The organism is Ruegeria sp. CDSB013 (assembly GCF_059611165.1).
Genome location: NZ_JBXWPA010000003.1, coordinates 391,101 through 412,335 on the forward strand (window position 1 = coordinate 391,101; position 21,235 = coordinate 412,335).

The following is a 21,235-nucleotide window of genomic DNA, read 5'->3' on the forward strand; positions in this document are numbered from 1 at the left end:
GATGAGCACGGACCTGGAAGTAGTAAAAGGTCGTTATCCCGATGCACAGACGTTCAAATTCGGCGACAGTGCAATCCTGAGTGCCGAGCTTTTAGCGCTGATTCGGGCGGGGCAAAAAACGGCAACCTGCGGCGCTCTGCGCGATTATCCCGAAGGCAGCCTTGATACCCCGGTTGTTGGGCGGCGCGACATTGCTCTTGAATGGGATGATCGCCCAGCGTTGGTGATTGAGACGATCGAGGTTTCGATCTGCCGATTTTGCGACATGACCGAAGACTTCGCCTTGGCCGAAGGTGAAAACGAAACGTTAGACGGGTGGCGTGAGGATCACCGGCGTTACTTTGAGCGTAACGGCGGGTTTGATCCCGAGATGGAATTGCTTTGCGAACGGTTCCGCCTGATCGAAGACCTGGTGGATAAGGGCTAAACTATGTTCAAAAAAATCCTGATTGCCAACCGGGGCGAGATTGCTTGCCGGGTGATGGAAACCGCTCAGAAAATGGGCGTAACTTGCGTGGCTGTGTATTCTGATGCCGATGCGTCGGCCAAGCATATGCAGATGGCGGACGAGGCGGTTCATATCGGTGGTGCAGCGCCGGCTGAGAGCTACCTCAAGGGCGACGTGATCATTCAAGCCGCGCTCGATACGGGGGCGCAGGCGATCCATCCGGGTTATGGATTTCTCTCGGAAAACCCCGATTTCGTGGATGCGGTCGCGGCGGCTGGCCTGACCTTCATTGGCCCTTCGGCGGATGCGATCCGCAAGATGGGTCTCAAAGACGCGGCCAAGGTATTGATGGAGCAGGCGGGCGTGCCGGTTGTTCCGGGGTATCACGGCGACAATCAGGACCCCGAGCATCTGGCGGGTGCGGCCGACACGATTGGCTATCCGGTCCTGATCAAGGCCGTCGCGGGTGGCGGTGGCAAAGGTATGCGGCTGGTCGAGCGGCCCGCAGATTTTACCGAGGCATTGGACAGCGCCCGGGGTGAGGCCCGCACTGCATTTGGCAATGATGCTGTTCTGGTCGAGAAATTCGTCTCCAAGCCCCGCCATATCGAGGTTCAGGTGTTTGGCGACGGTACCCATGCGGTGCATCTGATTGAACGCGACTGCTCGCTGCAACGGCGGCACCAGAAAGTGATTGAAGAAGCGCCGGCCCCGGGCATGACCGTTGAGATGCGCGACGCGATGGGCCAGGCGGGCGTGCGTGCCGCCGAGGCCATCGGTTACAAAGGCGCGGGGACGGTTGAATTCATCGTGGATGCCTCGGACGGGCTGCGTCCGGACCGGTTCTGGTTCATGGAGATGAACACGCGTTTGCAGGTTGAACACCCGGTGACCGAGGCGATCACCGGCGTCGACCTCGTCGAATGGCAGTTGCGTGTTGCAGCGGGCGAGAGCTTGCCTAAGAAACAGAGTGACCTGTCGATCCTGGGCCACGCATTCGAGGCACGGCTGTACGCTGAGGACGTGCCAAAGGGCTTTCTGCCGGCGACCGGTACACTGACCCATCTGCGCTTCCCGGCAGCATGCCGCGCCGATAGCGGCGTGCGCGCGGGTGACACAATCAGCCCCTGGTACGATCCGATGATCGCGAAGGTGATCGTGCACGGCCCCACACGCGCTGTCGCATTGGAACAGCTGCACCGCGCCCTTAAAGGCACCGAGGTTGCTGGGACGGTCACGAACCTTGGCTTTCTGGGCGCACTGACACGGCATCCTGGCTTTGCGGCCGGTGATGTTGATACTGGCCTGATTGGTCGCGATCTGGACGCGCTGGCTGGTGCAGTGCCGATCCCGGCGTCTTCGATCGTCGCGGCCGCGATGACAGCTTTGGATCTGGTGGATACCGATGAGGAAACCGGGTTTTCGCTATGGGCCCCATTGCATCGCGCGGTTCAGTTGCGGGCAGGTGATGATATTGATCTGGACGTTCAGGTAGAAGGTCAGAACCGTCAGGTCTGGCAGGTCGGAGAACACACGATCCTTGCCCAGCGCGGTCCGGGCGGTTGGATGATCGACGGAGCCCCTATGCCGCGCGTGTCTGTCTCGGGTTCGCAGGTCACAGTTTTTGAAAACTATGGTCAAGTCCTGGAAATTGTTGATCCATTGGACCGCGATGCCGGTGCCGCTGGCGACACCAATGTAATTGAGGCCCCGATGCCGGGTCTGGTCAAAGCTGTCTTTGCGCAGGTGGGTCAAGCCGTGCAGGAAGGCGACCGGCTGGCAATCCTTGAGGCCATGAAAATGGAACATTCCCTGCTGGCCGCCCGTGACGGCATCGTTGCCGAAGTGCTGGCGGATGCCGGGGCGCAGGTCGAGGCTGGGGCCGCGTTGGTCCGGCTGGAGGAGGAATGAACTGTCCCCTTTTCGAACAACGTGGCACAGTCGGATCGAATGCGGCAATCAGAGAAGGACACAGCAATGGGTGAACGGGTCGAAATCTTCGAAGTGGGTCCGCGCGACGGTCTGCAAAACGAAAAGCGCGAAATTGCAGTGGCGGACAAGGTGGCGCTGGTCGATTGCCTGAGCAAGGCCGGTTTTAACCGCATCGAAGTGGCTAGTTTTGTCTCGCCCAAATGGGTGCCGCAAATGGCGGGCAGCGCGGACGTGTTGGCCGGGATCAAACGGGCCGACGGCGTCCGGTATGGAGCGCTGACACCGAATATGCAGGGATACGAAGACGCTTTGGCCGCAAAGGCGGATGAGATCGCGGTATTCGCTTCGGCTTCGGAAGGGTTTTCAAAAGCCAATATCAACGCGACTATTGAAGAATCCATCGACCGCTTTGCCCCGATTCTTGAAGCTGCGCGCCACATCGACCTGCCGGTACGTGGGTATGTGTCCTGCGTGACTGATTGCCCCTATGACGGACCAACGCCGCCCGAGAAAGTGGCCGAAGTTGCGGACCGGCTGTTCTCGTTGGGATGTTACGAAGTATCGCTGGGGGACACGATCGGGCAGGGCACGCCCGACACCATTGCCCATATGCTGCTGGCCGTGCGCGAACGCGTTCCGATGACGCGGCTCGCGGGGCATTTCCACGACACCAACGGGCGGGCCATCGACAATATCGACGCTGCGCTGGCGCTGGGTGTTCGGGTGTTCGACAGCGCCGTTGGAGGTTTGGGTGGGTGTCCTTACGCGCCGGGCGCTGCCGGAAACGTCGCCACCGAAGCTGTTGTGGCTCATCTGGAGCGGCTTGGATATCATACCGGCCTCGATCTTGCGGTCATTGAAGAGGCCGCGCAGATGGCACGCGCCATGCGATCCCAGTAAGGAGCGGACATGTTTGAAACGATTGCGGTGACCACGGACGCGCGTGGTTTGGCCACTCTGACTCTGAACCGTGCCGACAAGCACAACGCCATGTCGGCCCAGATGATCACCGATCTTACGCAAGCCGCGCACCAGCTTGGAACCGACGACGCCGTGCGTGTTGTTGTACTGACCGGAGCGGGCAAAAGCTTTTGTGCTGGCGGTGATCTTGGGTGGATGCAATCTCAGATGGCGGCAGAATCCGAGACCCGGTTTGTCGAGGCGCGTAAGCTGGCCGAAATGTTGCAGGCGCTGAACACGTTGCCCAAACCGCTAATCGGCGCGATCCACGGCAATGCCTTTGGCGGCGGTGTGGGATTGGCGTCGGTTTGTGACGTAGCGATCGGAGTGGAAACGGTCAAAATGGGGCTGACAGAGACCAAGCTGGGGCTGATCCCGGCCACGATTGGCCCCTATGTCATCGCCCGCATGGGCGAAGCCCGCGCGCGGCGCGTGTTCATGTCGGCCCGGGTCTTCGAAGCGGCGGAAGCAATGGAACTGGGCCTGCTGGCCAGAATTGTGCCCGCTGCCGACCTGAATGATGCGGTTGAGTCCGAAGTCCTGCCCTATCTTGCCTGTGCACCCGGCGCGGTGGCATCGGCCAAGCAATTGGTACGCCAGCTGGGACCGCGCATTGACGATGCCGTGATCGACCACACGATCCGCGAACTGGTCGATAGGTGGGAAACCGAAGAGGCCAAGGAGGGAATCGGCGCATTCTTTGAAAAAAGAAAACCTGCATGGATTAGTAAGGTTTAGGCGCCACTTGTGATGTGGCCACGATTGTGTGGGTGACCTTCTGTGACAGAGCTTCGATAAGTCGAATATTAACCCCCTGTGCGTTTGTGTTCGGTTGACCCTCTGACCCCGCAGGGATAGAGAATGTCCAGTCAACACGCCAATTGACGGCGCTCCCTTTCAGGGTATGCGCAGGAAAGGAGCTGTACGTGGAAGACCTATTGCGGGAGTATCTCCCGATTCTGGTGTTTCTGGCCGTAGCTGTGGGCCTTGGAATCGTTTTGATTCTGGCGGCAGTCATTCTGGCGGTCCGCAATCCCGACCCCGAGAAAGTCAGCGCATATGAATGTGGTTTCAACGCGTTCGATGATGCGCGGATGAAGTTTGACGTCCGGTTCTATCTGGTCGCGATTCTCTTCATCATATTCGACCTGGAAATCGCGTTTCTGTTCCCTTGGGCTGTCGGCTTCAAGGACATCAGCGATGTTGGCTTCTGGTCCATGATCGTGTTCCTGGGCGTTCTGACCATCGGCTTTGCCTATGAATGGAAGAAGGGGGCCCTGGAATGGGAGTGATGACGGGTGCAAACTCCGCCGGCGTCGACAAAGAAGTCGCCACCCAGGCCCTGAATGCCGAGCTGCAGGACAAAGGGTTTCTGCTGACCTCGACCGAGGACATCATCAACTGGGCTCGCACCGGCTCGCTGCACTGGATGACTTTTGGTCTGGCCTGCTGCGCGGTTGAGATGATGCACACCTCGATGCCGCGTTACGATGCGGAACGGTTTGGCATCGCACCCCGTGCTTCCCCCCGACAGTCGGACGTGATGATCGTGGCTGGCACCCTGACCAACAAGATGGCCCCCGCTCTGCGCAAGGTTTATGACCAGATGCCCGAGCCGCGCTATGTGATCTCAATGGGCTCTTGCGCCAATGGCGGCGGCTACTACCACTACTCATATTCCGTTGTGCGTGGCTGCGACCGTATTGTTCCAGTGGACATCTACGTCCCCGGCTGCCCCCCGACCGCTGAGGCGCTGTTGTACGGTCTGATGCAGTTGCAACGCAAAATCCGCCGTACCGGCACCATCGTGCGCTGAGGAGAGAGTTGATGAGCGAAGCACTCAAAGAACTCGGCACCCAGCTGGAGTTGAAGCGAACTGATTGTGTTCTGTCCTGGGACGTAACCCATGGTGAGTTGAACGTAGATGTGGCGCTGTCGAACGTTGTGGAATTCATTGAATTCCTGAAGTCCGACCGCGGCTGCCAGTTTTCCACGCTCGTCGATATCACCGGCGTCGACTACCCGGAACGGGCCAAGCGTTTTGACGTGGTTTATCACTTCCTGTCGATGTATCAGAACCAGCGTATCCGCCTGCGGGTCTCGATCCGCGAAGAGGACATGGTGCCTTCGATCGTGGATGTGCATCCCTCGGCCAATTGGTTTGAGCGCGAAGTGTTCGACATGTTCGGCATCTTGTTCTCAGGCCACCCGGATCTGCGGCGCATCCTGACCGACTATGGATTCCGTGGCTATCCGCTGCGCAAGGATTTCCCAACCACAGGATACACCGAAGTTCGATATGACGAGGCCCAAAAGCGCGTTGTGTATGAGCCTGTGTCGCTAGTCCAGGAATACCGTCAGTTCGATTTCATGTCCCCGTGGGAAGGCGCGAATTACATACTGCCGGGTGATGAAAAGCAGGAGGCCGAATAATGGGTGGCATTTGGTGGCTGATCCTGTCTGCGCTGACCATCATCCCGATGGTGAAGATATTGCCGTTTTTCGGGATCAATAAATTCTGGTGCCTTCTTTGTCTGGTTCCATTCGGCACGATCGCGTTGCTGTGGTGGGTCGGGCTGAAACTACAAGAGTTGGAGCGCCGATAAGATGCTGATGCTGCTGGGGGAACTGATCGCTTTGGGTGCGCTGGGGGTCCTGCTGGCAGGGGCTGCGGCCAAGGCTGTCGAGGCGGAAAAGGTCCGGGTTCGGGCTGATGCGAAAAAGAAACGGGGGCGTTGATGGACGGCTCAAGATACGATGACGGCAGCACTGACGCGCTGAGCGGAGAACAGAAGATCCGCAATTTCAACATCAACTTCGGCCCGCAACACCCAGCGGCGCACGGGGTTTTGCGTCTTGTGCTTGAGCTGGACGGCGAGATCGTTGAACGCTGTGACCCGCATATCGGCCTGCTGCACCGTGGCACCGAAAAGCTGATGGAAAGCCGAACGTATCTGCAGAACCTGCCGTATTTCGACCGTCTGGATTATGTGGCGCCAATGAACCAGGAGCACGCCTGGTGTCTGGCCATCGAAAAGCTGACCGGCGTCGAGGTTCCGCGCCGTGGCTCACTGATCCGGGTTTTGTATTCCGAGATCGGGCGTATTCTGAACCACCTTCTGAACGTGACCACGCAAGCGATGGATGTGGGCGCGTTGACCCCGCCTCTGTGGGGCTTTGAAGAACGCGAAAAGCTGATGGTGTTCTATGAGCGTGCCTGCGGTGCCCGCCTGCACGCGGCTTATTTCCGACCCGGTGGTGTGCATCAGGACCTGCCGCCCGAACTGCTGGACGATATCGAGGCGTGGAGCCACGAATTTCCCGCCGTTTTGGACGACATAGATGGCCTATTGACCGAAAACCGCATCTTCAAGCAGCGCAATGCCGATATCGGTGTCGTGACCGAGGAAGATATCCAGAAATACGGCTTCTCGGGCGTGATGGTGCGTGGATCGGGTCTGGCATGGGACCTGCGACGCGCGCAGCCCTATGAATGCTATGACGAGTTCGAGTTTCAGATCCCCGTCGGCAAAAACGGTGACTGCTATGACCGTTACCTGGTCCGAATGGAAGAGATGCGTCAATCGCTGTCGATCATCCAGCAGGCCATTGTCAAAATCCGTGACTGCCCCGGTGACGTCCTGGCACGCGGCAAGATCACTCCGCCGAAACGTTCGGACATGAAAACCTCGATGGAAAGCCTGATCCATCACTTCAAGCTGTACACCGAAGGCTTCCATGTGCCCGCAGGCGAGGTCTATGCCGCCGTCGAGGCCCCCAAGGGTGAGTTCGGCGTCTACCTCGTCGCTGATGGCACCAACAAACCTTACCGCGCCAAGCTACGCGCGCCGGGTTTCCTGCACCTACAAGCCATGGACCATATCGCCGGGGGCCACCAACTGGCTGACGTGGCCGCGATCATCGGGACGATGGATGTTGTGTTCGGAGAGATTGACCGGTGAGACGCCTTGTTTTGATCCTGGCGCTAGCAGCCGCCACACCGTTGCAGGCCGCCTCGACCCATCCGACGGCAAAAGTGCTTGAGGTGATGCGCGAAAACGGCTGTCGGTTGGATGTATCGCGCGCCGAGGAAGCCTTTTCTACCCATGACTTGCGACCAGAAGATGTCAGCGCTGTGATAAACTCCTGGGCTGAACAGGGGTTGGCCGGGCTGGATGGTTCTGTATTCGAGGTCGCGCCTGCGATTTGCGGTGCGCACGGGCTGGCTCCCGAGGATGCGGCGGGCCGTGCCGATGCGCTTTATGATTTTGTACGTCTGAACGGGTGCCGCATGGTAGAAGAAGAGGCCCAGATCAAATTGCGCCCCGCTGGTTTCACACAGGCCGAAACGTCTGACCTGATTGCCCGCCTTGTCGATCAAGGTCGCGCGCATCAGGAAGACCCCTATATTATCGTGATCGGAGATGCCTGCTAATGCTGCGCCGTCTGCACCCCGAACAACCTGAAAGCTTTGCCTTCACCGCACCCAACCAGCAGTGGGCCACAGCACAGATCACTAAATACCCCGATGGCCGTCAGGCCAGCGCGGTCATTCCGCTTTTGTGGCGCGCGCAGGAACAAGAGGGCTGGCTGAGCCGTCCGGCGATTGAATCCGTTGCCGACATGCTGGGCATGGCCTACATCCGGGTGCTCGAGGTTGCGTCGTTCTACTTCATGTTCCAGTTGCAACCGGTTGGATCTGTCGCGCATATTCAGGTCTGCGGAACGACCTCCTGCATGATCTGCGGGTCCGAAGACCTGATCGCGGTCTGCAAGGAAAAGATCGCCGCCAAATCGCATGAGTTGTCCGCCGATGGTAAGCTGAGTTGGGAAGAGGTTGAATGCCTTGGTTCCTGCACCAATGCGCCGATGGCGCAGATCGGTAAGGACTATTACGAAGATCTGACCGCCGAGAGCTTTGGCAAGATCATCGACGATCTGGCCGCCGGTAAAGTACCGACGCCGGGCCCGCAGAATGGCAGATACGCGGCAGAACCGCTGAGCGGTCTGACCAGCCTCACAGACTACGATGCCGGGAAACCGCAGTACAATGCCAGTGTTGAACTGGCCGAAGATCTTGGTGATACGGTCAAACGCATCGACGGGACCGAGGTTCCGATCCTGACGCCATGGCTGGGCAAAGACGGCAAGGCTGCGGCGTCCAAGGCCGCGCCAAAGCCTCCAAAGGCCCCGGCAGCGGCCAAACCCGCCGCGAAGCAGGCGGAAGAGGCAAAGAAGAACCAGATCAGAGAGGATCAGCCCGAAACTCTGACCGTTGCGCGGGGTGATAAAGCGGATGACCTCAAGATGCTGAAGGGTGTGGGCCCCAAGCTTGAACAGACGCTGAACGAACTTGGTTTTTTCCACTTTGACCAGATCGCTGCATGGACGCCGGAACAGGTGGCCTGGGTAGACGCACGGCTGAAATTCAAGGGCCGGATCGAGCGGGACGGTTGGATCGAACAAGCGTCGCAACTGGCGACAGGCGAAGAAACCGAGTTTGCAAAACGTGCCAAAGAAGACGGCACCTACGAAGACTGAATAGGACGGTGCCCATTTGGGGCATCAAGGTGAGATGGACAAAGAAAAAGAAAAGGCCATGGCCCGCAAGGGCCGACATATCGGGGTGGTCATCGCGGTGACCATGCTGTTGTGGCTTGCCATAACGTTGTTCATCGGCCCGGCGCTGGGATTACCGGGGCGCTATGCGCTGCTGTTTGATTTCGCTGCTCTGGCGGGATTTATCTATGCGGGCGTGAACATTTTTCAACTCTGGCGCATGCGTCAGGACAGCTGAAGGTAAGACACGATGCTGAAGGATCAGGACAGGATCTTTACCAACATCTACGGGATGCATGAGCGCACTTTGAAAGGCGCGCAGACCCGCGGGCATTGGGACGGCACAGCTGGCCTGATCGGAAACGGGCGTGACTGGATCATCCAGACGATGAAGGACTCAGGACTTCGCGGTCGCGGCGGCGCCGGATTCCCGACTGGTCTGAAATGGTCGTTCATGCCGAAGGAAAGCGACGGACGTCCGGCCTATCTGGTTGTGAACGCGGACGAATCCGAGCCCGGTACCTGCAAGGACCGTGAGATCATGCGCCACGATCCGCATACATTGATCGAAGGTTGTTTGATCGCGTCTTTCGCGATGAATGCGCATACCTGCTACATCTATCTTCGCGGTGAATACATCCGCGAGCGGGAGGCGCTGCAGGCTGCAATTGATGAGGCATATGATGCCGGATTGCTGGGCAAGAACGCTGCCGGGTCGGGTTGGGATTTCGACCTGTTCCTGCATCACGGGGCCGGCGCCTATATCTGCGGTGAGGAAACAGCCCTGATCGAAAGCCTTGAGGGCAAGAAGGGCATGCCGCGTATGAAACCTCCGTTCCCGGCGGGGGCGGGGCTTTATGGCTGCCCGACCACGGTGAACAACGTGGAATCCATCGCCGTTGTGCCGACCATTCTGCGCCGTGGTGCGGATTGGTTTGCCGGTTTTGGCCGCCAAAACAACGCGGGCACCAAACTGTTTGCAATATCGGGCCACGTAAACAATCCCTGCGTAGTAGAAGAGGCGATGTCGATCCCGTTTGAGCAACTGATCGAAACCCATTGCGGCGGCATTCGTGGCGGTTGGGACAACCTGCTGGCGGTGATCCCCGGTGGTTCATCGGTGCCTTGTGTGCGCGGTGAAGACATGCGCGACGCCATCATGGATTTCGACCACCTGCGCAATGATCTGGGGTCCGGTCTTGGGACGGCGGCTGTGATCGTGATGGACAAATCCACGGACATCATCAAAGCGATCTGGCGTTTGTCGAAGTTCTACAAACATGAAAGCTGTGGTCAGTGTACCCCTTGCCGCGAAGGCACCGGCTGGATGATGCGTGTGATGGACCGTCTGGTGCGGGGTGAGGCCGAACTGGAAGAGATCGACATGTTGTTTGACGTGACTAAGCAGGTCGAGGGCCACACGATCTGTGCTTTGGGCGATGCGGCGGCCTGGCCGATCCAGGGCCTGATCCGCAACTTCCGTGAGGAAATCGAGGATCGCATCAAGGCCCAGAAATCGGGCCGTATGGGCGCGATGGCGGCGGAGTGATTAGGTTGCGGGATTTTGGATCAAACCCAAACCACGTTGAGATCAGGGAGTTGAACTAATGGAAACTTTTGCTGAGTATTCACATGCAATCGCATCCCTCGTGGTCTTTACGTTGATAATTCTGGCGCTTGCGCCTTTTTCAGCGCTGGCCAAACAGGGCAAGGGCTTGGCCCCCGGGGCGACGCCTGAACAGGACTATTCCGACAAGGCGTATCGCCTGAACCGGGCTTATCTGAACGGGACTGAGACGCTGCCGGCCTATGTCGCTGTCACGGTCGCGGCCATGTTGCTTGGGGTTAGCCCGTTCTGGGTGAACCTATTGGCATCGGTTGCTCTGATTGCGCGCATCGTCATGTTGGTTATTCACATGCGTGGCATTGGACAACCGCACAGCGGCGTTCGGTCAGTATCCTACGTTGTCGGATGGGCCTGCATGGTTGTGATGGGCTTCATGGCATTGGTGGCGGCGTTCTAATGGAAAAGAAAGGTACTTATTCGTTGACTGGAACAGGCTTCAGGATGGGACGTGTGGTACTGACCGCCGCCTTGGGTGCTGCAGTTTTTGTCTCGGCCTGCGGCACGTCGTCCAGTGACCGAATCCTCTTTGATGGCAAGGCCTTCCGGGCCAAAGCGAAAGCCGTCGACAAAAAGAACGCTCCGACGGATTTTACGGTTGTGGTGAACGGCGTGTCCGCGTCTTTGGATGGCGCGCGCGAAGCGGGACGGCACGAAGGAACCAAATTCTGTATCGACGCCTTTGGGACTTCTAAAATTAACTGGAAAGTCGGACCCGACACCGAACCGCAGAATTTGCGCATCACCGACAATAAATTGACCTTTGCAGGAACCTGCCAGCGACCATGAACCGGTTTTTCGCATATCAGAGCGTGACGCAGGGCGTGTTATTGAATAGCGCGCCAGTCCTGGATCGTTTTGGCCTGTCCAAGACGAAAGGATTTGTCATGTCTGGTGTGAAACTGCTTATTGTGTTGTCTGTTCTGGCTATTCCGGCTGCGGTCGCGGCAAAGCCGCCCTTGCGCGAAGTCAAAGAGATTGACGACGAACTCTATTACATCGCTATCGCAAACGAGATTTCGGATTACTGCCCGTCGATCAGCGGGCGCAGGCTGAAGGCGATTGGCGTCATGTGGGGGCTCAAGTCCAAAGCGAACAGTCTGGGGTATTCGGACGGCGAAATTCGCGCCTACGTGGAATCGGATGCCGAAAAGGACCGGATGCGTGCCAAAGGCGAGACGTATCTGGCCGCGAACGGTGTGTCTTATGACAATCCCAAGTCTTTCTGCACGCTGGGGCAGTCAGAGATTGAAAGAAACAGCGCCATTGGCGTGTATTTGAGGGCGAACTAGACCATGTCTGACCTCCGCAAAGTGAATATCGACGGGCAGGAAATCGAAGTCGATGGTGCGATGACGCTGATCCAGGCCTGTGAGCAGGCCGGGGTCGAGGTGCCGCGCTTTTGCTATCACGAGCGTCTGTCGATCGCCGGGAATTGCCGGATGTGTCTGGTCGAAGTTGTCGGCGGCCCGCCCAAACCTGCGGCGTCGTGTGCAATGCAGGTGCGCGATCTGCGCCCGGGACCAGAAGGTCAGCCGCCAGAGGTCAAGACGAACTCGCCCATGGTCAAGAAAGCGCGCGAAGGGGTGATGGAGTTCCTGCTTATCAACCACCCGCTGGACTGCCCGATCTGTGATCAGGGTGGGGAGTGTGACCTGCAGGATCAGGCGATGGCGTATGGTGTTTCGGGCTCACGCTTCAAGGAAGCCAAGCGCGCCGTGGACGATCTGGATCTGGGGCCGCTGGTCGGAACCGCGATGACCCGCTGCATCAGCTGCACCCGTTGCGTGCGCTTTACGTCCGAGGTCGCCGGGATCACACAGATGGGTCAGACCGGGCGTGGCGAAGATGCCGAGATCACGTCCTATCTGAACGAGACGCTGAATTCGAACTTGCAGGGCAATATCATCGACCTGTGCCCAGTTGGAGCTCTGACCTCGAAGCCGTATGCCTTCACAGCACGCCCGTGGGAACTGACCAAGACCGAGAGCATCGACGTCATGGATGCCCTGGGCTCGAACGTTCGTGTCGATACCAAAGGGCGCGAAGTCATGCGCTTTCTGCCGCGCAACCATGACGGCGTGAACGAAGAATGGATCAGCGACAAGACTCGATTCGTCTGGGATGGCCTGCGTCGTCAGCGTCTGGACAAACCCTACGTGCGCGAAAACGGCAAGCTACGCCCGGCCTCGTGGCCCGAGGCGCTGACCAAAGCTGCCGAAGCGCTGAAAGGGGCGGAAAAACCTGCAGGTATCGTTGGTGATCTCGCTCCGGTCGAGGCCGCGTTCGCGCTGAAGCAATTGATCGAAGGGCAGGGCGGTGTTGTTGAATGCCGAACCGATGGGGCCAAGCTGCCTGCGGGAAATCGCGGTGCCTATGCCGGGACGGCCGCGATCGAGGATATTGACACAGCCGAGCGAATTCTGCTGATCGGAACGAACCCGCGTGACGAAGCTCCGGTTCTGAACGCGCGTATCCGCAAGGCTTGGGTACATGGGACCGAGGTGGCCTTGGTTGGGCCTGCGGTCGATCTGACCTACGCGTACCACCATATAGGCGACGACCGCGCGGCGTTGCAAAAGGTCGTCGAGATGGGCGGCGATGATGAGATCAAGGACAAAGCCTCGCTGGTCATCGTCGGGCAGGGTGCGCTGCTTGAGGCTGACGGCGCAGCTGTGCTGGCCGCCGCGCAAACGATTGCAGCCAATACCGAAAGTGGATTGCTGATCCTGCACAGCGCTGCGTCTCGCGTGGGGGCGATGGATGTGGATGCCACCAACGAAGGCGGCATGGATGCGGTTAGTGCGGCTGACGTGATCTACAACCTCGGCGCGGATGAAGTTGAAATCGGCGAAGGTGCCTTTGTGATCTATCAGGGCAGCCATGGTGATCGTGGCGCGCACCGTGCCGATGTGATCCTTCCTGGTGCCGCGTATACCGAGGAAAACGGCCTGTTCGTGAACACTGAAGGCCGCCCGCAGCTGGCGATGCGTGCCGGGTTCGCCCCGGGTGAGGCGAAAGAGAATTGGGCCATTTTGCGGGCTTTGTCGGCAGAACTGGGCGCTACGTTGCCTTTCGACTCGCTGGCGCAACTGCGCACAGCGTTGATCGAAGCCGTGCCGCATCTGGCCCAAATCGACCACGTGATCGAGAATGAGGTCCAGCCGTTGGATGCTGGCCCTCTGGGTCAGGCAACGTTCCGCAATGTGATCAGGGATTTTTATCTGACCAACCCGATTGCACGGGCGTCGCAGTTGATGGCCGAGCTTTCTGCTCAGGCGCAGTCTCGGAATACCGGGAAGATTGCGGCAGAATGAACCAGACCCGTTTCATATCGCTTTCAGAAGCCAACATCGCTTGCGGTGCGGGCACCAGGGAACTGCGCATGAAACGCAATGAAAAAGGTAGCGCGATGGCTGCGGATGCTGTTTACACCTATGCGCCGACCCAACCGCAAGATGCGCAGGCACTTGGCCTGATCATCACCCGCGAAAAATTGAATACCCACGGTGTGAGGACCAATGGCTGATTTCTTTAACACCCCAGGCGGAATAGCCATCATCATTCTGGCGCAAGTGCTTGCAGTTGTTGCCTTCGTGATGATTTCGCTGTTGTTCCTTGTTTACGGCGACCGCAAGATCTGGGCCGCCGTCCAAATGCGCCGCGGCCCCAACGTGGTTGGCGTCTATGGACTGCTGCAATCGGTGGCTGACGCCCTGAAGTACGTGGTAAAAGAGGTGGTCATACCCGCCGGGGCCGACCGCACTGTGTTCATCCTCGCACCGCTGACCTCATTCGTATTGGCGATGATCGCCTGGGCCGTGATCCCGTTCAATGATGGCTGGGTGCTGTCGGATATCAATGTCGCAATCCTGTATGTCTTTGCCGTGTCCTCACTGGAAGTTTATGGCGTGATTATGGGCGGTTGGGCGTCGAACTCAAAGTACCCGTTCCTTGGATCATTGCGCTCTGCGGCTCAGATGATTTCCTATGAAGTTTCCATTGGCCTGATTATCATCGGTGTTATCATCTCAACCGGTTCCATGAACTTCGGCCACATTGTCGAAGCGCAGGACGGCCGGTTCGGTTTCTTCAGCTGGTACTGGTTACCGCATTTCCCGATGGTCTTCCTGTTCTTCATCTCGGCGCTAGCGGAAACCAACCGGCCTCCGTTCGACCTGCCCGAGGCGGAATCGGAATTGGTCGCCGGTTATCAGGTCGAATACTCGGCCACGCCCTTCCTGCTGTTCATGGCCGGTGAGTATATTGCAATCTTCCTGATGTGCGCCCTGACCACGCTACTGTTCTTCGGCGGCTGGCTGTCACCGATCCCGGGCCTGCCCGACGGAGTGCTGTGGATGGTCGCCAAGATGGCGTTCTTCTTCTTCCTCTTCGCGATGGTCAAGGCTATCACGCCCCGCTACCGCTATGACCAGCTGATGCGGTTGGGCTGGAAAGTCTTCCTGCCCTTCTCGCTGGCCTGGGTGGTCTTTGTGGCCTTCGCGGCGAGGTTCGACTGGTTCTGGGGCGCGTTTGCCCGTTGGAGCGTAGGGGGATGAGGATAAGTCTTCTAAATCTGTTGGTGGCTTGCACGGTGGCTGCTGGAAGCAGTCCTGTCTCGGCTGATAAAGCGGAGCCATTGGAGCAGCGGAACATGCTTGATTTGGCACGCGGGTTCTGCGGATCCGAAATTGACGCTGTATCTGCTATCGACGATAAGGTTCTAGGCATTCTCGCAAATAACACAGGTGGGTTGGACCCGAGGGTTGATGTGGACCAGCATTCTGCCTTCGATAAGTTTGCCATAGGTGCCCTTGTTAACGCGATCCAGGTTGGCGACATGGCGGTTTATCGGAGCCACCTAGCCAATGGTGATCCGATTTCAGAGGGGATGCGCAACAAATCTATCGCTTTGTTGGATCTGGTTGATTGCCTTTGGATCACACAGGAAGACCGTGCTCACTTGGAAGAGTTCGTCAATTGGGGAATCGAAAACGGTGATTTTCCGAGCGATATGAAGGTGGATCAGTTGTTGAGCGCGACAAATATGTCGGAATGCGCGCGTATGAGAGAGTTTGACCGTCGCACATTAGCGCTCGATCCTGATACGCCAGATATCGTGGATCAGATGTCGGCGATTGCAGAAGACACAATTGGACGCTGCGAGAAGGATTCCTAAGCCATGACCCAAATCGATTACACTCGTGCCGCCAAATACTTCCTTCTGCAAGACTTCTGGGTCGGCATGAAACTGGGGTTGAAGTACTTCTTCGCCCCAAAGGCCACCATCAATTACCCGCACGAAAAAGGCCCTCTCTCCCCACGCTTTCGTGGTGAGCATGCCCTGAGACGTTACCCGAACGGCGAGGAACGCTGCATCGCCTGCAAGCTGTGTGAAGCGATTTGCCCGGCACAAGCCATCACCATCGACGCCGAACCGCGCGAAGACGGCAGCCGCCGCACCACGCGCTATGACATCGACATGACCAAGTGCATCTATTGCGGTTTCTGCCAAGAGGCCTGTCCGGTCGATGCCATTGTCGAAGGTCCGAACTTTGAATTCGCGACAGAAACCCGCGAAGAGCTGTTCTACGACAAGGAAAAACTGCTCGATAACGGCGAACGCTGGGAAGCCGAGATTGCCCGCAATCTGGAAATGGACGCGCCGTACAGATGAGTGACACGCCCCAAAATCCGTTCGACCTGATGATGAAGCAGGCGCAGGACATGGCCAAGGCGATGAACCCGGCGATGGAGAATTTCTCGCCCAAGGGGTTCGAGGCGCTGTGGCCGACCATGCCCAAAGAGGTCATGGAAATGATGTTCGGCAACACCGTCAACAAGGACGGACTGGATGCCAAGACCCGCCTGCTGCTGACGCTGGCCGGACTGACTTGTCAGGGCGCGCAGGCGGATGCGGCGGTGCGTCAGACCGTGCGCCATGCGCTGGAGGCCGGTGCCAAGAAACAAGAGATCGTGGAAACGATCGGTCAGATGTCGGTCTTTGCCGGCATCCCGGCCATGACCCGCGCGCTGGAATTGGCGCAAGAGGTCCTGGGCGACAACGAGGATGAGGATCAATGACCGTCTTTGCCTTCTACCTGTTTGCCATCAGCGCCATCACCGGCGGGCTGTTTACGGTGATCAGCCGTCAGCCGGTGCATTCGGTGCTGTGGCTGATCCTGTCCTTCCTGTCTTCGGCGGGGCTGTTTGTGTTGCTGGGTGCCGAGTTCGTAGCGATGCTGCTGATCATCGTCTATGTCGGCGCGGTCGCGGTGCTGTTCCTGTTCGTGGTGATGATGCTGGACGTGGACTTTGCCGAGCTCAAGGCTGAGATGGCGCGTTACATGCCGCTGGCCCTGCTGATCGGTCTGGTCATCCTGATGCAGTTCGTCATGGCCTTTGGGGCATGGGACAGCGCGCAGGGTGCAGCGGCCAATCTGGCACAGCCGATCCCGGTGGACCGGCACAACACCGAGGCCTTAGGTGTTATCCTTTATGATCAATACTTCCTTCTGTTCCAACTGGCGGGCCTGATCCTGCTGGTGGCCATGATCGGCGCCATCGTTCTGACTCTGCGCCACCGTCAGGACATCAAGCGTCAGGACATCGTCGGCCAGATGATGCGCGACCCGGCCAAGGCGATGGAGTTGAAGGACGTGAAACCGGGGCAGGGGCTTTAAGACGATGATCGGACTTGAACACTATCTCACGGTCGCGGCGACGCTGTTCGTCATCGGCATCTTCGGTCTCTTCCTGAACCGCAAGAACGTCATCATCCTGTTGATGAGCATCGAACTGATGCTGCTGGCGGTGAATATCAACCTTGTGGCGTTTTCCAGCTTCCTCGGCGATCTGGTCGGGCAAGTGTTTACGCTGTTCGTGCTGACCGTGGCGGCGGCCGAGGCGGCGATCGGGCTGGCCATTCTGGTCTGCTTCTTCCGCAACCGTGGCACCATCGCGGTTGAAGACGTCAATATGATGAAGGGGTAAGAGATTATGGAAACCACCATCCTCTTTGCCCCGCTGGTGGGCGCGCTGATCTGCGGGTTCGGCTGGAAGTTCATTGGCGAGAAAGCCGCCATGTGGACGGCGACGGGCCTGCTGTTTCTGGCCTGTCTGCTGTCCTGGATCGTGTTCTTCTCGTTCGACGGTGTGACCCAGCAGATCGAGATCATGCGTTGGATCGAAAGCGGATCGCTGTCAACAAGCTGGGCCGTCCGACTGGATCGTCTGACCGCGATCATGCTGATCGTGGTGACGACTGTTTCAGCGCTCGTGCACCTCTATTCCTTCGGCTACATGGATCACGACCCGCAATGGCGCGAGGGCGAAAGCTATAAGCCGCGCTTCTTTGCCTATCTGTCGTTCTTCACCTTTGCCATGCTGATGCTGGTGACAGCGGACAATCTGGTTCAGATGTTCTTTGGCTGGGAAGGTGTGGGTGTAGCCTCGTACCTGCTGATCGGGTTCTATTATCGCAAGCCCACGGCCAATGCGGCAGCGATGAAAGCGTTCATCGTAAACCGGGTTGGCGACTTTGGCTTTGCTCTGGGCATCTTCGCGTTGTTCTTCCTGACGGACAGCATCAATTTCTCGGATATTTTCGCCTCGGCCCCTGCGCTGGCCGAAGAGAAGCTGCACTTCCTGTGGGGTGAGTGGACCGCAATCGAGGTGATCTGCGTTCTGCTGTTCATCGGTGCGATGGGCAAATCGGCACAGTTGTTCCTGCACACCTGGTTGCCGGATGCGATGGAAGGTCCGACGCCTGTATCAGCCCTGATCCACGCCGCGACCATGGTGACTGCGGGTGTCTTCCTGATCTGCCGGATGTCGCCATTGATGGAATTTGCGCCGGGTGCTACCGGGTTCATTACTTTCCTTGGGGCCTCGACCGCGTTTTTTGCCGCAACCGTTGGCCTGGTTCAGACCGACATCAAGCGCGTCATTGCCTATTCGACTTGCTCTCAATTGGGCTACATGTTCGTGGCCGCGGGTGTTGGTATGTATTCGGCGGCGATGTTCCACTTGCTGACCCACGCCTTCTTCAAGGCGCTGTTGTTCCTTGGCGCAGGTTCGGTGATCCACGCGATGCATCATGAGCAGGAGATGACCGAATATGGCGGCCTGCGGAAGAAGATCCCCTATACATTCTGGGCGATGATGATCGGCACCCTTGCGATTACAGGCGTCGGCATCCCACTGACCCAAATTGGGTTCGCCGGGTTCCTGTCCAAGGATGCCATCATCGAAAGCGCTTTTGCCGGCGGCACCGGATATGCCTTCTGGATGCTGGTGATCGCGGCGGCGTTCACGTCATTCTACAGCTGGCGTCTGATTTTCCTGACCTTTTACGGCGAAGAACGTGGCGACAAGCATACGCATGAGCACGCGCATGAAAGTCCGATGACCATGCTGGTGCCGCTGGGTGTTCTGTCCTTGGGCGCGGTGTTTGCCGGGATGATCTGGTATGGCAACTTCTTTGGTCACACAGACAAGGTCGGCAAGTTCTACGGAATACCGGTGGCTGAGGCGTCCGAGCATGCAGAGGCCAGTGATCACGGTACAGCCGATACGACCCATGGAGACGATACGCATGCGGATGAGGCGCACGCGGATGAAAGCCATGGTGATGACGCCGGACACGAAGAAAAAGCGACTCACGGCGACGACCACCATTACGTCTTCGCGGGTGAACCGGGCGAGGGCGCGATTTACATCGCGCCGGACAATCATGTTCTGGACGATGCGCATGCTGCCCCCAAGTGGGTCAAGGTTTCGCCCTTTGTCGCCATGGCTTTGGGCTTTATCGTGGCCTACTGGTTCTACATCGTGAACACGTCGCTGCCGGCGCGTTTGGCGCAGAACCAGCGTCCTCTTTACCTGTTCCTGCTGAACAAGTGGTACTTTGACGAGATCTATGACGCGGTCTTCGTCAAGCCCACCATCGCCCTTGGCCGATTCCTGTGGAAACGGGGTGACGGCAACACCATTGACGGTTTCCTCAACGGGGTGGCCATGGGTGTTGTACCCTTCTTTACCCGCCTCGCTGGCAAGGCGCAGACGGGCTACATCTTTACTTACGCCTTCTGGATGGTTCTGGGTATCGCTGCCCTTGTCACCTGGATTTCGATCGGCGGAGGCGCACACTAATGGATAATATCCTCTCCATCGTCACCTTCATCCCCGCCGTGGCAGCAGGCATTCTGGCCCTGTTCCTTCATGGCGAGGACGTGGCGGCACAGCGAAATGCCAAATGGGTTGCACTTGTGGCTACCACGGTGACGTTCCTGGTCTCGATCGGCATCTATACGGGTTTTGATCCGTCCAACACCGGCTTCCAGATGGTGGAAGAAGGCGAATGGCTGCTGGGTCTGAAATACAAGATGGGTGTGGACGGTATCAGCGTTCTGTTTGTCTTGTTGACCACCTTCATCATGCCCCTGACCATTCTGGCCAGCTGGCACGTCACGGACCGCGTCAAAGAATACATGATCGCCTTCCTGCTGCTGGAAACGCTGATGCTGGGCGTGTTCATGGCGCTGGATCTGGTGCTTTTCTACCTGTTCTTCGAGGCAGGTCTGATCCCGATGTTCCTGATCATCGGCATCTGGGGCGGCAAAGAACGCATCTACGCCAGCTTCAAGTTCTTCCTCTATACCTTCCTTGGATCAGTGCTGATGCTGGTGGCGATGGTCGCGATGTATGCGGACGCGGGCACTACCGATATCGAAGCGTTGATGAGCCATCATTTCTCGTCCGAAGGGTTCAGCGTGCTTGGCATCTATGTTGTCGGCGGCATGCAGACGCTGATGTTCCTGGCGTTCTTTGCATCGTTTGCAGTGAAGATGCCGATGTGGCCGGTACACACCTGGCTGCCGGACGCCCACGTTCAGGCACCGACCGCTGGATCGGTCGTTCTGGCGGCGATCCTGTTGAAGATGGGCGGCTACGGCTTCTTGCGGTTCAGCTTGCCGATGTTCCCGGTGGGCTCGGCAGTGATGACTGATCTGGTGTTGTGGATGTCGGCGATTGCTGTCGTCTACACCTCGCTGGTGGCGCTGGTGCAAGAAGATATGAAAAAGCTGATCGCGTATTCTTCGGTCGCGCATATGGGCTTTGTGACCATGGGCATCTTTGCTGCGAACCAGCAGGGCATTGACGGCGCGATCTTCCAGATGCTTAGCCACGGGTTCATCTCGGCTGCGCTCTTCCTGTGTGTTGGCGTGATCTATGACCGGATGCATACTCGCGACATCGAGGCTTACGGTGGGTTGGTCATTCGCATGCCAGCCTATGCATTGGTCTTCATGTTGTTCACCATGGCCAATGTAGGTCTGCCGGGCACCAGTGGATTCATCGGAGAATTCCTGACACTGATGGGAACCTTCCAGGTCAACACATGGGTGACAGCTGTTGCGGCTTCTGGTGTGATCTTCTCGGCAGCTTATGCGCTGTGGCTGTACCGTCGCGTCGTGTTTGGTGATCTAATCAAGGAAAGCCTCAAGGCGATGACGGATATGAGCTCGCGCGAGCGGCTGATCTTTGCGCCGCTGATCGTGATGACCATCTTGCTGGGCGTCTACCCGTCGCTTGTGACCGATGTAATCGGCAACTCGACCGCCGCGCTGATTTCGAACTATGACATGGCTCTGGCCGCGGCTGAGGCCGCGACCCAGTCAGCCGCATCGCATTAAGGGGGCTTTGGAGAC

Annotated in this window: 27 protein-coding genes; all 27 read left to right on the plus strand. The window is 58.1% G+C overall.

The window, feature by feature from the left end:
- Position 1: 1 nt before the first annotated feature.
- A complete protein-coding gene (locus AC2FJF_RS08075; RefSeq protein ID WP_496724473.1) occupies positions 2 to 427 on the plus strand; it encodes an ASCH domain-containing protein in 426 nt (141 codons plus the stop codon).
- Between the two features lie 3 nt (positions 428 to 430).
- Positions 431 to 2,359, plus strand: a complete 1,929-nt coding sequence (locus AC2FJF_RS08080) for an acetyl/propionyl/methylcrotonyl-CoA carboxylase subunit alpha (RefSeq protein WP_496724475.1) — start codon at positions 431 to 433, stop codon at positions 2,357 to 2,359.
- 66 nt (positions 2,360 to 2,425) lie between these two features.
- Positions 2,426 to 3,280 carry a hydroxymethylglutaryl-CoA lyase gene (locus AC2FJF_RS08085; RefSeq protein WP_496724477.1) on the plus strand — a complete coding sequence of 285 codons (855 nt, stop codon included), beginning with the start codon at positions 2,426 to 2,428 and terminating at the stop codon, positions 3,278 to 3,280.
- Positions 3,281 to 3,289: 9 nt separating this feature from the next.
- Entirely contained in the window at positions 3,290 to 4,078 is a 789-nt protein-coding gene (locus AC2FJF_RS08090) for a crotonase/enoyl-CoA hydratase family protein (protein WP_496724479.1), read from the plus strand.
- A 188-nt stretch (positions 4,079 to 4,266) separates the two neighbouring features.
- On the plus strand, positions 4,267 to 4,632 hold the full coding sequence (locus AC2FJF_RS08095; RefSeq protein ID WP_037307878.1) for an NADH-quinone oxidoreductase subunit A: 366 nt from the start codon (positions 4,267 to 4,269) through the stop codon (positions 4,630 to 4,632).
- Positions 4,623 to 5,156 (plus strand): NuoB/complex I 20 kDa subunit family protein, encoded by a 534-nt coding sequence (locus tag AC2FJF_RS08100; RefSeq protein WP_496724480.1) that lies wholly within the window; start codon positions 4,623 to 4,625, stop codon positions 5,154 to 5,156. The genes AC2FJF_RS08095 and AC2FJF_RS08100 overlap by 10 nt, the downstream gene beginning before the upstream one ends.
- Positions 5,157 to 5,167: 11 nt before the next feature.
- Positions 5,168 to 5,773: an NADH-quinone oxidoreductase subunit C gene (locus tag AC2FJF_RS08105; RefSeq protein WP_058274390.1), complete on the plus strand. Its 606-nt coding sequence runs from the start codon at positions 5,168 to 5,170 to the stop codon at positions 5,771 to 5,773.
- Positions 5,773 to 5,946 carry a hypothetical protein gene (locus AC2FJF_RS08110; RefSeq protein WP_058274391.1) on the plus strand — a complete coding sequence of 58 codons (174 nt, stop codon included), beginning with the start codon at positions 5,773 to 5,775 and terminating at the stop codon, positions 5,944 to 5,946. The genes AC2FJF_RS08105 and AC2FJF_RS08110 overlap by 1 nt, the downstream gene beginning before the upstream one ends.
- Position 5,947: 1 nt before the next feature.
- Complete coding sequence (locus tag AC2FJF_RS08115; protein WP_255415356.1) at positions 5,948 to 6,079, plus strand: hypothetical protein; 132 nt, start codon at positions 5,948 to 5,950, stop codon at positions 6,077 to 6,079.
- Positions 6,079 to 7,302 (plus strand): NADH-quinone oxidoreductase subunit D, encoded by a 1,224-nt coding sequence (locus AC2FJF_RS08120; protein WP_472723305.1) that lies wholly within the window; start codon positions 6,079 to 6,081, stop codon positions 7,300 to 7,302. The genes AC2FJF_RS08115 and AC2FJF_RS08120 overlap by 1 nt, the downstream gene beginning before the upstream one ends.
- On the plus strand, positions 7,299 to 7,775 hold the full coding sequence (locus AC2FJF_RS08125; RefSeq protein WP_496724482.1) for a hypothetical protein: 477 nt from the start codon (positions 7,299 to 7,301) through the stop codon (positions 7,773 to 7,775). Before AC2FJF_RS08120 ends, AC2FJF_RS08125 begins: the two co-directional genes overlap by 4 nt.
- A complete protein-coding gene (nuoE, locus tag AC2FJF_RS08130; protein ID WP_496724484.1) occupies positions 7,775 to 8,881 on the plus strand; it encodes an NADH-quinone oxidoreductase subunit NuoE in 1,107 nt (368 codons plus the stop codon). The genes AC2FJF_RS08125 and nuoE overlap by 1 nt, the downstream gene beginning before the upstream one ends.
- A 34-nt stretch (positions 8,882 to 8,915) precedes the next feature.
- Complete coding sequence (locus AC2FJF_RS08135; protein WP_496724486.1) at positions 8,916 to 9,137, plus strand: DUF5337 domain-containing protein; 222 nt, start codon at positions 8,916 to 8,918, stop codon at positions 9,135 to 9,137.
- 12 nt (positions 9,138 to 9,149) lie between these two features.
- The gene (gene nuoF, locus AC2FJF_RS08140; RefSeq protein WP_058274474.1) at positions 9,150 to 10,448 is read left to right on the plus strand and encodes an NADH-quinone oxidoreductase subunit NuoF; all 1,299 of its coding nucleotides are present in this window, start codon (positions 9,150 to 9,152) and stop codon (positions 10,446 to 10,448) included.
- A 58-nt stretch (positions 10,449 to 10,506) separates the two neighbouring features.
- On the plus strand, positions 10,507 to 10,923 hold the full coding sequence (locus AC2FJF_RS08145; protein ID WP_496719580.1) for an MAPEG family protein: 417 nt from the start codon (positions 10,507 to 10,509) through the stop codon (positions 10,921 to 10,923).
- 44 nt (positions 10,924 to 10,967) lie between these two features.
- A complete protein-coding gene (locus AC2FJF_RS08150; RefSeq protein ID WP_108861614.1) occupies positions 10,968 to 11,312 on the plus strand; it encodes a hypothetical protein in 345 nt (114 codons plus the stop codon).
- Entirely contained in the window at positions 11,309 to 11,815 is a 507-nt protein-coding gene (locus AC2FJF_RS08155; protein WP_496724489.1) for a DUF5333 domain-containing protein, read from the plus strand. The genes AC2FJF_RS08150 and AC2FJF_RS08155 overlap by 4 nt, the downstream gene beginning before the upstream one ends.
- A gap of 3 nt (positions 11,816 to 11,818) precedes the next feature.
- Positions 11,819 to 13,840 (plus strand): NADH-quinone oxidoreductase subunit NuoG, encoded by a 2,022-nt coding sequence (gene nuoG, locus AC2FJF_RS08160; RefSeq protein WP_496724491.1) that lies wholly within the window; start codon positions 11,819 to 11,821, stop codon positions 13,838 to 13,840.
- A complete protein-coding gene (locus AC2FJF_RS08165) occupies positions 13,837 to 14,052 on the plus strand; it encodes a hypothetical protein (RefSeq protein ID WP_496724493.1) in 216 nt (71 codons plus the stop codon). Before nuoG ends, AC2FJF_RS08165 begins: the two co-directional genes overlap by 4 nt.
- A complete protein-coding gene (nuoH, locus tag AC2FJF_RS08170) occupies positions 14,045 to 15,082 on the plus strand; it encodes an NADH-quinone oxidoreductase subunit NuoH (RefSeq protein WP_496724495.1) in 1,038 nt (345 codons plus the stop codon). Before AC2FJF_RS08165 ends, nuoH begins: the two co-directional genes overlap by 8 nt.
- A gap of 95 nt (positions 15,083 to 15,177) precedes the next feature.
- Positions 15,178 to 15,702, plus strand: coding sequence for a hypothetical protein (locus AC2FJF_RS08175; protein ID WP_496724497.1), 525 nt, complete (start codon positions 15,178 to 15,180; stop codon positions 15,700 to 15,702).
- A gap of 3 nt (positions 15,703 to 15,705) precedes the next feature.
- The gene (nuoI, locus tag AC2FJF_RS08180; protein ID WP_050602762.1) at positions 15,706 to 16,200 is read left to right on the plus strand and encodes an NADH-quinone oxidoreductase subunit NuoI; all 495 of its coding nucleotides are present in this window, start codon (positions 15,706 to 15,708) and stop codon (positions 16,198 to 16,200) included.
- Positions 16,197 to 16,607: a carboxymuconolactone decarboxylase family protein gene (locus AC2FJF_RS08185; protein ID WP_281994869.1), complete on the plus strand. Its 411-nt coding sequence runs from the start codon at positions 16,197 to 16,199 to the stop codon at positions 16,605 to 16,607. Before nuoI ends, AC2FJF_RS08185 begins: the two co-directional genes overlap by 4 nt.
- On the plus strand, positions 16,604 to 17,206 hold the full coding sequence (locus tag AC2FJF_RS08190; protein WP_496724499.1) for an NADH-quinone oxidoreductase subunit J: 603 nt from the start codon (positions 16,604 to 16,606) through the stop codon (positions 17,204 to 17,206). The genes AC2FJF_RS08185 and AC2FJF_RS08190 overlap by 4 nt, the downstream gene beginning before the upstream one ends.
- Positions 17,207 to 17,210: 4 nt before the next feature.
- Complete coding sequence (gene nuoK / locus AC2FJF_RS08195) at positions 17,211 to 17,516, plus strand: NADH-quinone oxidoreductase subunit NuoK (protein WP_005984024.1); 306 nt, start codon at positions 17,211 to 17,213, stop codon at positions 17,514 to 17,516.
- A gap of 6 nt (positions 17,517 to 17,522) precedes the next feature.
- Positions 17,523 to 19,676 carry an NADH-quinone oxidoreductase subunit L gene (nuoL, locus tag AC2FJF_RS08200; protein ID WP_496724501.1) on the plus strand — a complete coding sequence of 718 codons (2,154 nt, stop codon included), beginning with the start codon at positions 17,523 to 17,525 and terminating at the stop codon, positions 19,674 to 19,676.
- A complete protein-coding gene (locus AC2FJF_RS08205; protein ID WP_109310429.1) occupies positions 19,676 to 21,220 on the plus strand; it encodes an NADH-quinone oxidoreductase subunit M in 1,545 nt (514 codons plus the stop codon). Before nuoL ends, AC2FJF_RS08205 begins: the two co-directional genes overlap by 1 nt.
- The last annotated feature ends 15 nt before the right edge of the window (positions 21,221 to 21,235 follow it).

Excerpts from the sequence above, each read along its gene's own strand:
- AC2FJF_RS08080 (WP_496724475.1), top strand. The coding sequence starts at position 431 with ATGTTCAAAAAAATCCTGATTGCCAACCGGGGCGAGATTGCTTGCCGG.
- AC2FJF_RS08100 (WP_496724480.1), top strand. The coding sequence starts at position 4,623 with ATGGGAGTGATGACGGGTGCAAACTCCGCCGGCGTCGACAAAGAAGTC.
- AC2FJF_RS08190 (WP_496724499.1), top strand. The coding sequence starts at position 16,604 with ATGACCGTCTTTGCCTTCTACCTGTTTGCCATCAGCGCCATCACCGGC.
- nuoI (WP_050602762.1), top strand. The coding sequence starts at position 15,706 with ATGACCCAAATCGATTACACTCGTGCCGCCAAATACTTCCTTCTGCAA.
- AC2FJF_RS08205 (WP_109310429.1), top strand. The coding sequence starts at position 19,676 with ATGGATAATATCCTCTCCATCGTCACCTTCATCCCCGCCGTGGCAGCA.
- nuoK (WP_005984024.1), top strand. The coding sequence starts at position 17,211 with ATGATCGGACTTGAACACTATCTCACGGTCGCGGCGACGCTGTTCGTC.
- AC2FJF_RS08185 (WP_281994869.1), top strand. The coding sequence starts at position 16,197 with ATGAGTGACACGCCCCAAAATCCGTTCGACCTGATGATGAAGCAGGCG.
- nuoF (WP_058274474.1), top strand. The coding sequence starts at position 9,150 with ATGCTGAAGGATCAGGACAGGATCTTTACCAACATCTACGGGATGCAT.
- AC2FJF_RS08115 (WP_255415356.1), top strand. The coding sequence starts at position 5,948 with ATGCTGATGCTGCTGGGGGAACTGATCGCTTTGGGTGCGCTGGGGGTC.
- nuoL (WP_496724501.1), top strand. The coding sequence starts at position 17,523 with ATGGAAACCACCATCCTCTTTGCCCCGCTGGTGGGCGCGCTGATCTGC.
- nuoG (WP_496724491.1), top strand. The coding sequence starts at position 11,819 with ATGTCTGACCTCCGCAAAGTGAATATCGACGGGCAGGAAATCGAAGTC.
- AC2FJF_RS08155 (WP_496724489.1), top strand. The coding sequence starts at position 11,309 with ATGAACCGGTTTTTCGCATATCAGAGCGTGACGCAGGGCGTGTTATTG.
- AC2FJF_RS08120 (WP_472723305.1), top strand. The coding sequence starts at position 6,079 with ATGGACGGCTCAAGATACGATGACGGCAGCACTGACGCGCTGAGCGGA.
- nuoH (WP_496724495.1), top strand. The coding sequence starts at position 14,045 with ATGGCTGATTTCTTTAACACCCCAGGCGGAATAGCCATCATCATTCTG.
- AC2FJF_RS08145 (WP_496719580.1), top strand. The coding sequence starts at position 10,507 with ATGGAAACTTTTGCTGAGTATTCACATGCAATCGCATCCCTCGTGGTC.
- nuoE (WP_496724484.1), top strand. The coding sequence starts at position 7,775 with ATGCTGCGCCGTCTGCACCCCGAACAACCTGAAAGCTTTGCCTTCACC.
- AC2FJF_RS08075 (WP_496724473.1), top strand. The coding sequence starts at position 2 with ATGAGCACGGACCTGGAAGTAGTAAAAGGTCGTTATCCCGATGCACAG.
- AC2FJF_RS08135 (WP_496724486.1), top strand. The coding sequence starts at position 8,916 with ATGGACAAAGAAAAAGAAAAGGCCATGGCCCGCAAGGGCCGACATATC.
- AC2FJF_RS08150 (WP_108861614.1), top strand. The coding sequence starts at position 10,968 with ATGGGACGTGTGGTACTGACCGCCGCCTTGGGTGCTGCAGTTTTTGTC.
- AC2FJF_RS08110 (WP_058274391.1), top strand. The coding sequence starts at position 5,773 with ATGGGTGGCATTTGGTGGCTGATCCTGTCTGCGCTGACCATCATCCCG.
- AC2FJF_RS08165 (WP_496724493.1), top strand. The coding sequence starts at position 13,837 with ATGAACCAGACCCGTTTCATATCGCTTTCAGAAGCCAACATCGCTTGC.
- AC2FJF_RS08090 (WP_496724479.1), top strand. The coding sequence starts at position 3,290 with ATGTTTGAAACGATTGCGGTGACCACGGACGCGCGTGGTTTGGCCACT.
- AC2FJF_RS08175 (WP_496724497.1), top strand. The coding sequence starts at position 15,178 with ATGCTTGATTTGGCACGCGGGTTCTGCGGATCCGAAATTGACGCTGTA.
- AC2FJF_RS08105 (WP_058274390.1), top strand. The coding sequence starts at position 5,168 with ATGAGCGAAGCACTCAAAGAACTCGGCACCCAGCTGGAGTTGAAGCGA.
- AC2FJF_RS08085 (WP_496724477.1), top strand. The coding sequence starts at position 2,426 with ATGGGTGAACGGGTCGAAATCTTCGAAGTGGGTCCGCGCGACGGTCTG.